We start from the raw sequence: 8,767 nt of genomic DNA, 5'->3' as shown, positions 1-8,767 counted from the left end.
TTCTACGAGATGTCATCCGGCGCTGAGAAATTCTTCTGCGGGATGTCATCTGGCGCCTAGAAGTTCTTCGACGTGAAGATCGGCGATTATGGCCTGGGTCTCTGAACATAAAGTCCCCAAAACCACCGCGTCTAACATCATCTGCTGCCCTTTGAATATCCTCTTGTGAAAATTCACTCATAATTGCACCTCCTTTAAATCTAGAAAAGGGAGTACGAAAACTGATTGACATTTATGTCCATAAAACTCACCCTTCTTTTACCAATTTACGTTTGAAAAGCTCTCTTTGAATGGGACAAACGCCTATAATATGAAAAAATGACATCTAGTCGTGACCTGCATTCGTTTTCCTTCATAGGAATAAGGGAAGGAGGAAATAGAACATGGACGAGGTTACAAGCATACCGCAATATAAGATTTTTATTAATCCAATCGATCTTAGGGAACTAAGAAGAGACATTTGGATTGATGATCCGGTTCCTGCTCAATTAACGATAGGCGGGAGAAAATTGGAGATTGATTTAAGTTATCGAGGATCTCATATTCGTGATTTTCCGAAAAAATCATATCAAATTAAGTTTTATAATCCAAGAAAATTTAAAGGTTCTAAACTAATACATCTAAACGCTGAATTCAAGGACCCTTCGCTTATCCGAAACAAATTATCCTTTGATTTCTTTTCAGAGATTGGCGTTTTATCCCCGCAATCAAGTCATATTTTTTTAACGGAAAATGGTAAAGCAAAAGGTGTTTATTTAGAAATCGAATCGGTGGATGAGAATTTTTTAAAAAGAAGAAACCTTTCAAACGGAAGTATTTTTTATGCTGTCGATGGTGATGCCAACTTTTCACTGATGAGTGATTTAGACAAAGTAACAAAAAAATCACTAGATCTAGGCTATGAACGAAAGTACGGTACACCTGCAAATGATTATTACTTACAGGAATTCATCTTTAACATTAATACAATTCCACAGAATGATTTTGAAAAGGAAATACCGAAATACGTTGACATCGAAAAATATCTCAGCTGGATGGCCGGGATTATTTTTACATCAAACTATGATGGGTTCGTTCATAACTACGCCCTTTACCGGAATGATAATACTGGTTTATTCCAAGTCATTCCCTGGGATTATGATGCAACATGGGGACGAGATGTAAACGGAAAGATAATGGAAGCAAATTATGTTCCGATTAGTGGTTTTAATACATTAACAGCGAGGTTATTAGACGTTGATCATTATCGAAAACGCTATCGTAACCTGCTCGGAGAAATAATGAACCATCAATTTACCACCGAATTTATGATGCCCAAGGTTGAAAAAATGCTCCAACTGATCCGTCCGTATGTGCTGCAGGATCCTTATAAAAAACAAGATATAAATATGTTTGATAAGGAATCAGAAGTGATTTCCCAGTATATCAAGGAAAGAAGAAAATATTTACAAAGAAAATTAACAAAATTGGAGTGGAAATAATAGATAAAGATGCCGATTGGCATCTTTATTTCTGAGTAACAAAATTATTAACTAATAGGTCTCCATATGTTACAAACCAAAATATATCCTTCCAATTCAAAGTAATTATTTGGGGTTTAGCTCCATCCAAAGTAGTCTTGTCTTTCTATTTTTAAGAAAATTTACTAAGTTTAAAGGATTTTGTCAAAACAGCGGTGAAGTTATAAAGTGAATTTTCAAAAAAATAAAGGAGTTGATGATAATGTTTTCCCCTTTAACCCCACTAGACTGGAAACGGAGAGCAGTTAAATATTATCCGCAAAAAACAGCTGTGATAGATGGCGAGAAGGAGTTTACATATGAAGCATTTGGACAGCGTGTTGATCAGCTTTCTACTGCTTTACATCAAGCTGGAATAGTAAAAGGGGATCATGTAGCAGTGATGATGCCCAACACCCATTATATGTTGGAATGCTTCTATGGTATATGTCAGCTTGGGGCGGTAATGGTGCCATTGAATTATCGGCTATCTGCCGAGGATTTAGAGTATATTATTCGTCACAGTGACTCGAAAATGTTAATTGTAGATGAGGAATTTTGCGCTCCGATTGAGAAAATCATCAACAACCTATCCTTAGAACAAATCATTATCGTCCATGTTTCGGGGTATAAAACACCTTTAAATGGTGTGTATTATGAGGATTTTCTTCAGCATGCTTCTCAAAATGCTGATTTACCGGAAGTGGAAATCGATGAAAACCAGCTTCTCACGTTAAATTACACAAGTGGAACAACGTCAAAACCAAAAGGTGTCATGTTAACACATCGTGGTAATTACCTTAATGCGGCCAATTTTCTGTATCATCTAAATGTAAAACATGATGATGTGTATCTTCATACATTACCGATGTTCCATGCAAACGGCTGGGGCGGTGTATGGGCAATAACAGCGGCCGGCGGTACGCATGTATGTTTGCGAAAAGTAGACCCACCAATAATTCTCGAATTATTTGAGAAGAAACATATTTCACTACTATGTGGTGCCCCGACTGTTGTTAATATGCTTGTTAATGATCCAAAAGCGAAGGATATTGAAATCAATACAAGCCCACGTATGGCAACAGCTGGTGCACCACCAGCAGCAGCTCTTATTCATAAAGCTCAAGAAATCCTTGGATTGAATATGATCCACGTCTATGGATTGACTGAAACCTCACCTTTCATTCTATATTGCGAGTGGAAAAAAGAATTTGAATCAAAATCTACGGATGAACAAGCAACCATTAAAGCAAGACAAGGAATTGAACTAGCCTTTAATGGAGAAACAAAGGTCGTTCATCAAGATGGAGAAGAAGTTGCATGGAATGGGAGAGAGTTGGGAGAAATCGTTACACGCGGCAATGTTGTGATGGCTGGGTATTACAAAGATCCACAGACCACTGCGGCTGCTATCAGGGATGGATGGTTTCATACAGGTGATTTGGCTGTTACCCACCCGGATGGTTTCATCGAAATACAAGATCGTGCCAAGGATTTGATTATTTCTGGAGGGGAAAATATTTCTTCCACCGAGGTCGAAGGTGTTTTGTATAAACACCCTGATGTCTTGGAAACGGCGGTAATTGCCATTCCTAATGAAAAATGGGGCGAGGTTCCGAAGGCGATTATTGTATTACAGCCTGGTGCAAAAGTTACTAAAGAGGAGATTATTCAATTTTGCCGATCGAATATGGCCCACTTTAAGGCACCAAAAGCTGTTGAGTTTGTGGATGCTTTACCAAAAACAGCTACAGGTAAACTACAAAAATACCGTTTACGGGAACTGTATTGGACAGGCCCGAAGAGGGTCAATTAACAGCGGTATTAAATGAAAAGGGCAGTGGTATTTTATAGTCACTGCCCTTTTTCCGTGTTTTCTTTACCTTCAGGGTGGACTTTTAGTTATTACAGTTTTCACAATTAAAAGCATACTAATGATGTTCATTACAAGCAAAAATACTTTAAAGTGATAAGTTTAAATGAATACTTCACAAGTATGTTACAACAGTGAATGAGAATCCTTATAAGGAGTGATTTCAATTTATAACAGTGTACAATTAAAAATTTATTATTCTTTCAATTTCAAAAATGGTAAACTATTAAAAATAAATTCTTAAGGGGGAGACTGACAAAATGGTTAAAGCGATTTTTTTCGATTTAGATGATACCTTGCTTTGGGATCAAAAGAGTGTGAAGGAAGCCTTTTCGGCCACGTGTAAAGCAGCTGAAGACAGGTACGGAATGGATGCCAATCAACTAGAAGAAGCAGTTCGCGATACTGCGAGAAATCTTTACGCCTCCTATGAATTTTACCCTTTTACACAAATGATTGGGATCAACCCATTCGAAGGATTATGGGGCAATTTTTTAGATGAAAATCATGATCATTTTATAAAAATGAAAGAAACTGTTCCTTCTTATCGAAAAGATGCCTGGACAAATGGGTTAAAGAAGATGGGTGTAGATGACGATGACTTTGGCTATGAGTTAGCGGAACGTTTTCCGCAGGAACGTAGAAAGGTACCGTTTGTATACGAGGAAACCTTTAAAACACTTGATGCATTAAAAGGTCATTATCACCTACTTCTTTTGACAAATGGTTCACCTGATTTACAAAAAACGAAATTAGAGATTACTCCAGAACTTGTTCCATATTTTGACCAAATTGTAATTTCCGGAGATTTTGGAAGGGGAAAGCCCGATCCCTCCATTTTTGAACACGCCTTGTCGCTCATTTCATTAAACAAAGAGGAAGTTATTATGGTTGGGGATAACCTCATGACAGATATTCTTGGTGCAAATCGTACAGGTATCAAAACCGTATGGCTCAACCGCCACAACAAAGAGCGAAATGAAGTCATCCCTACATACGAAATTAGCCATTTAGAAGAACTGTTTCCGATCTTAGAGAAACTGTCGGATGGTTTTTAAATACTCGAAAGAAAAAAACAGATGCAGTTACATTCTTATTTAGTGAAAATGATATGGACCAAAAGGTGATACAAGTTTGTATTATTGGTTCAAAAATAGTTTTGTCTTATTCATTACTGGATACAAAAGTGGGGCCATTTTATGGGCTCCACTTCCTCCTACGTAGATTATCTTTGGTCAGTTCTGCATAGTTTTGTGGGACTGGCTTTTTTATTTTTCTAAAATAATGTTATGGTAATATCTACATTTTCTTTCTCATTTATGACAATCCTTGTTTTTTATGAAAAAAACAGTAAACATTTGTCATTTCGAAATTGTCTAAATAATCCCTAAAATAGGTTGAATTTCTTTCGTAAGAATAGTATTATTAGTCACGGAAAAGTTCAATTAAGGATGGTACATTTCTACTATCATAAAAATTAATTCAGGGTGGGACAGCTTATATGCAAAAAAAATTACCTTTTTCAAGGTATTTCATTATAGGAATTATGTTGTTTGCTTTATTTTTTGGTGCAGGGAACTTAATTTTTCCTGCAGGATTGGGTCAAAACGCAGGATCGAACATTTGGATGGCGATTGGAGGATTCTTGATAACTGGTATTGGTCTGCCATTCCTTGGGATTTTGGCAATAGGTTTTTCAGGAAGTAAGAATTTACAAGAGCTTGCAAGCCGGATTCATCCAATATATGGAGTGATCTTTACATCATTGCTTTATTTAACAATTGGCCCATTTTTTGCAGCACCTAGAACGGGAGCCGTTGCCTATGAAATTGGGATTGCACCGTTTGTTGGTGATTCCTTTGGACAAATTGGATTAATTCTTTTTACAAGTGTTTTCTTTCTCGTCACATTGTGGTTTTCTTTAAATCCAGCTAAGATCGTTGACAATGTAGGAAAAATACTATCTCCTGGAATTATTATTCTCCTTTTTGTTTTATTAGTTATGGTAATTGTAAAACCAATTGGATCAATTGGAGCACCACAAGAGTCTTATGCAAACGGGGCGTTCATGAAGGGGTTACTCGAAGGCTATAACACGATGGACGCCCTCGCGTCACTTGTATTTGGGATTATTGTCATAAATGCGATTCGTTCGATGGGTGTAACCTCTACTCGCGGAATCCTTTCGGCATCAGCTAAATCCGGAATTGTCGCAATTATCTTTCTAGGAGTTATTTATGTTGGCATTGCCTATTTAGGGGCAACAAGCACAGCAGCGTTTGGTCTGTTTGAAACAGGGGGACCAGTCCTCGGAAAGGCAGCATCTTATTATTTTGGATTGTTAGGAACAGTTATGTTATCGATTATTATCATTCTTGCCTGTTTGACGACGAGTATCGGATTGATGACGGCTTGCGGAGAATACTTCCATACTCTACTTCCTAAATTAAGTTACAAAATGTGGGTTGTTTTCTTTTCATTAGTATCTTTTGTGGTTGCGAACTTTGGATTATCGAATATCATTCATTTCTCGATTCCAGTGTTAATGTTGCTATATCCATTGGCAGTGGCATTAATGCTGCTGACATTTTTATCAAAGCTATTTAACCATTCGCGGCTCGTATATGTAGCAGCCACCACCGTTACATTTATGATTAGTCTGATCGATGGCTTAAAAACATTCTGCCAGCAGCTTGAAATCGAATATTTTGGGTGGTTAAAATCGATTATTTCATTTTATGAAAAAACCTTGCCACTTTATAATGATGGGCTTGGATGGCTACTTCCAGTATTGCTTACCATTTTGATTACCGGACTGATCGTTCGTGTGCAAAATTTTAATGCCCTTCGACTAAAGGACAAAACAGAAGGGACCATTTAACATCTCTACATTGGTGGGGATGTTTTTTCTTCATTTACAAATGTAGTATATTATAAAAATGTTATGTAAACTAAAAATGAATTTTTAGAGGTGTATTGATTTGGAATTAAGACAATTACAATTTCTCATAGAGGCTGCCAAGCATAAAAGCATTACAAAAGCTGCAGAAAATATGCATATTTCTCAGCCGGCTTTGAGCAAGTCCATCATGGCATTAGAGGAAGAGCTTGGCATGACTCTGATTATACGCACCAATAAGACGAGTGATTTAACAGATGCAGGCGAGGTGGTAGTGGATTATGCTCAGAAGATAATCGGCCTGCTTGATGAAATGAAAACTACTTTAAATGACATGACAAATCTAGCAAGGGGGCAGATCAATATTGGGCTTCCTCCTTTTATCGGAAGTTTATTTTTCCCAAAGGTAATGGCTAAGTTTCATCATGCTTACCCTAATATCGAACTGAATATTACCGAGTATGGTGGTGCAAGGGTCGTAAAGAGTGTTGAGGAAGGTGAATTTGAGCTTGGTGTAGCGGTACTGCCACTTGATGAACAGCAATTTAATGTATATCCCATTGTTGAGGAGGATATGAAGCTGTTAGTCTACAAGGAACATCACTTAGCCAGAAGGAAAGTAGTTGATATAAAGGAATTAATGAATGAGGAGTTTATTTTTTATCATGAAGAATTCGCACTGTATCAAATTATGAGAAACCATTTCATTTCCGCTGGTTTTGTGCCCAAAATCTTGTTTAAAAGCTCTCAATGGGATTTGATGACTGAAATGGTTGCAGCAAACCTTGGCATCACGATTCTTCCTCAATCTATATGCAACAGGGTGGTAAACACGGATATTAAGGTCATCAATCTCAAGCAAGAGATCCTTTGGAGGCTGGCAGTCCTTACAAAGAAAGATCGTTATATTTCCAATGCAGGAAGGACCTTTATAGATTTTATCTTGAAAGAGCCATTATAACTTTTAGTTATGTAAATCATTCTGAATATGTATTTTACGAATGACAAAAATCAGCGTACCATTACTCTATAGTTAATTTCGTGAGGCAAAAGAGTGGACATTTACTCCTTTTTTGCAAAAAGAAAGGATTATTTTCGATGAAACTTGGAGTAATTATTATACAAGTATTATTTTTACATGTGTTTTTATTTTTAGGAGCGGCGCTAAAAGAAGTATTTCCTCTCCCAATACCTGCATCTATGTTCGGATTATTTCTGCTTTTTATGGCACTTTGCTTTAAAATCATAAAGCTAGAGTGGGTGGAGAAGGGTGCCAATTGGCTGTTGGCAGAATTGTTGCTTTTCTTTATCCCTTCAGCAGTAGGGATTGTGAATTATGATGAAATTCTTAGCATCCAGGGAGCCGAGATTGTTGTGTTAATTGGGATTAGCACTGTCATTGTTATGGGGATGACGGCGCTGATTGCGGAAAAAATAACCGGAAGGAAAAGGAGTGAATTGCATTGATGATGATAGTATTTTGCATTGTAACGTATCTCATTTACCGTTTTTCAAAAATGGCATATGGAAAATGGAGCATTTCACTTTTTCATCCATTATTGCTTGCTCCAATCCTTTTAATTGTCCTGATTTCAGTTACGAATGTTTCAGCTAATCAATACCTAAACGATACCAAATGGCTGACCAATTTGCTGGGACCGGCTACGGTTGCTTTTGCAGTACCGATCTATAAGAATTTGGCGATTATAAAGAAATATATAGGTACCATCATTATCAGTATCACATTTGGTACGTTGGTAGCGATTTTTTCATCCTATGGTTTGTCAAAATTGCTCCACTTGAAATATGACTTCATTATTTCTATCCTACCAAGGTCCATTACAACCCCGATTGCAATTGAGGTTTCGAAAGAAATCGGCGGTCTGCCTACATTGACGACTGTTTTCGTGATTATCACAGGTATTGTTGGCGGTGTCGTCGGCCCAACTGTGATTAAATCACTGTCTATTAAAACACCCATTGCCAAAGGGCTCGCTCTTGGAATGGGCGCTCATGGTGTTGGGACAAATAAAGCGATGGAATATGGAAAAGCAGAAGCTACATTTTCATCTCTAGCCATGATTTTTGCGGCTTTGATTACCTTAATCTGGGGTGCTTTTCTGATTCCTTCATTAATGAATTTGAATATTCATCATCTCTTTTAGAAAAGGTACTTTAGATGGTTATTAAAGCCTGTTTCTATGTAAAAAATAAGAGCAAGGGTTCCAATAGAGGTAATTGGAGCCTTTTTCTATGAAAAAAATGAGAGAAAGGATTCCAATAGAGATTATAAGAGCCTGTTTCTATGAAAAAATTGAGAGAAAGGGCTCCAATAGAGGATATTGGAGCCTGTTTCTATGTAAAAAATTAGAGAAAGGGCTCCAATAGAGATTATAAGAGCCTGTTTCTATGAAAAAATTGAGAGAAAGGGTTCCAATAGAGGTTATTGGAACCAGTTTCTATGAAAAAAGCGAGAGAAAGGGTTCCAATAGAGGT

The 8,767-nt window shown here is 37.2% G+C and carries 8 protein-coding genes; 7 read left to right on the top strand and 1 reads right to left on the bottom strand.

Annotated features, from left to right (window positions below; genetic code table 11):
- Positions 1–181 (bottom strand): CotG/ExsB N-terminal domain-containing protein (locus V7150_RS11690; protein ID WP_420490280.1); only part of this gene is annotated, 181 nt, incomplete at its 3' end.
- Positions 182–383: 202 nt separating this feature from the next.
- Between V7150_RS11690 and V7150_RS11685 the strand changes: the two genes are divergently transcribed.
- The 7 genes from V7150_RS11685 to V7150_RS11655 all read left to right on the top strand — a co-directional run bounded on the left by V7150_RS11685 (position 384) and on the right by V7150_RS11655 (position 8,436).
- On the top strand, positions 384–1,481 hold the full coding sequence (locus V7150_RS11685; RefSeq protein WP_335517948.1) for a CotH kinase family protein: 1,098 nt from the start codon (positions 384–386) through the stop codon (positions 1,479–1,481).
- A gap of 241 nt (positions 1,482–1,722) precedes the next feature.
- A complete protein-coding gene (locus V7150_RS11680; protein ID WP_335517945.1) occupies positions 1,723–3,315 on the top strand; it encodes a long-chain-fatty-acid--CoA ligase in 1,593 nt (530 codons plus the stop codon).
- A gap of 317 nt (positions 3,316–3,632) precedes the next feature.
- Positions 3,633–4,430 carry an HAD family hydrolase gene (locus V7150_RS11675; RefSeq protein ID WP_335517942.1) on the top strand — a complete coding sequence of 266 codons (798 nt, stop codon included), beginning with the start codon at positions 3,633–3,635 and terminating at the stop codon, positions 4,428–4,430.
- Between the two features lie 443 nt (positions 4,431–4,873).
- On the top strand, positions 4,874–6,253 hold the full coding sequence (gene brnQ / locus V7150_RS11670) for a branched-chain amino acid transport system II carrier protein (RefSeq protein WP_335517939.1): 1,380 nt from the start codon (positions 4,874–4,876) through the stop codon (positions 6,251–6,253).
- A 100-nt stretch (positions 6,254–6,353) separates the two neighbouring features.
- Positions 6,354–7,232, top strand: coding sequence for a LysR family transcriptional regulator (locus V7150_RS11665; RefSeq protein WP_335517936.1), 879 nt, complete (start codon positions 6,354–6,356; stop codon positions 7,230–7,232).
- Between the two features lie 137 nt (positions 7,233–7,369).
- A complete protein-coding gene (locus tag V7150_RS11660; protein WP_335517933.1) occupies positions 7,370–7,738 on the top strand; it encodes a CidA/LrgA family protein in 369 nt (122 codons plus the stop codon).
- Positions 7,738–8,436, top strand: coding sequence for an LrgB family protein (locus tag V7150_RS11655; RefSeq protein WP_335517951.1), 699 nt, complete (start codon positions 7,738–7,740; stop codon positions 8,434–8,436). Before V7150_RS11660 ends, V7150_RS11655 begins: the two co-directional genes overlap by 1 nt.
- The last annotated feature ends 331 nt before the right edge of the window (positions 8,437–8,767 follow it).

The organism is Neobacillus drentensis (assembly GCF_036965245.1).
Lineage (GTDB): Bacteria > Bacillota > Bacilli > Bacillales > Cytobacillaceae > Neobacillus > Neobacillus drentensis_G.
This window is presented reverse-complemented; position numbering and strand designations above follow the sequence as displayed.

Bases quoted from the DNA above. Each gene is read 5' to 3' on its own strand.
- V7150_RS11685 (WP_335517948.1), top strand. From the start codon at position 384: ATGGACGAGGTTACAAGCATACCGCAATATAAGATTTTTATTAATCCA.
- V7150_RS11680 (WP_335517945.1), top strand. From the start codon at position 1,723: ATGTTTTCCCCTTTAACCCCACTAGACTGGAAACGGAGAGCAGTTAAA.
- V7150_RS11675 (WP_335517942.1), top strand. From the start codon at position 3,633: ATGGTTAAAGCGATTTTTTTCGATTTAGATGATACCTTGCTTTGGGAT.
- brnQ (WP_335517939.1), top strand. From the start codon at position 4,874: ATGCAAAAAAAATTACCTTTTTCAAGGTATTTCATTATAGGAATTATG.
- V7150_RS11660 (WP_335517933.1), top strand. From the start codon at position 7,370: ATGAAACTTGGAGTAATTATTATACAAGTATTATTTTTACATGTGTTT.
- V7150_RS11655 (WP_335517951.1), top strand. From the start codon at position 7,738: ATGATGATAGTATTTTGCATTGTAACGTATCTCATTTACCGTTTTTCA.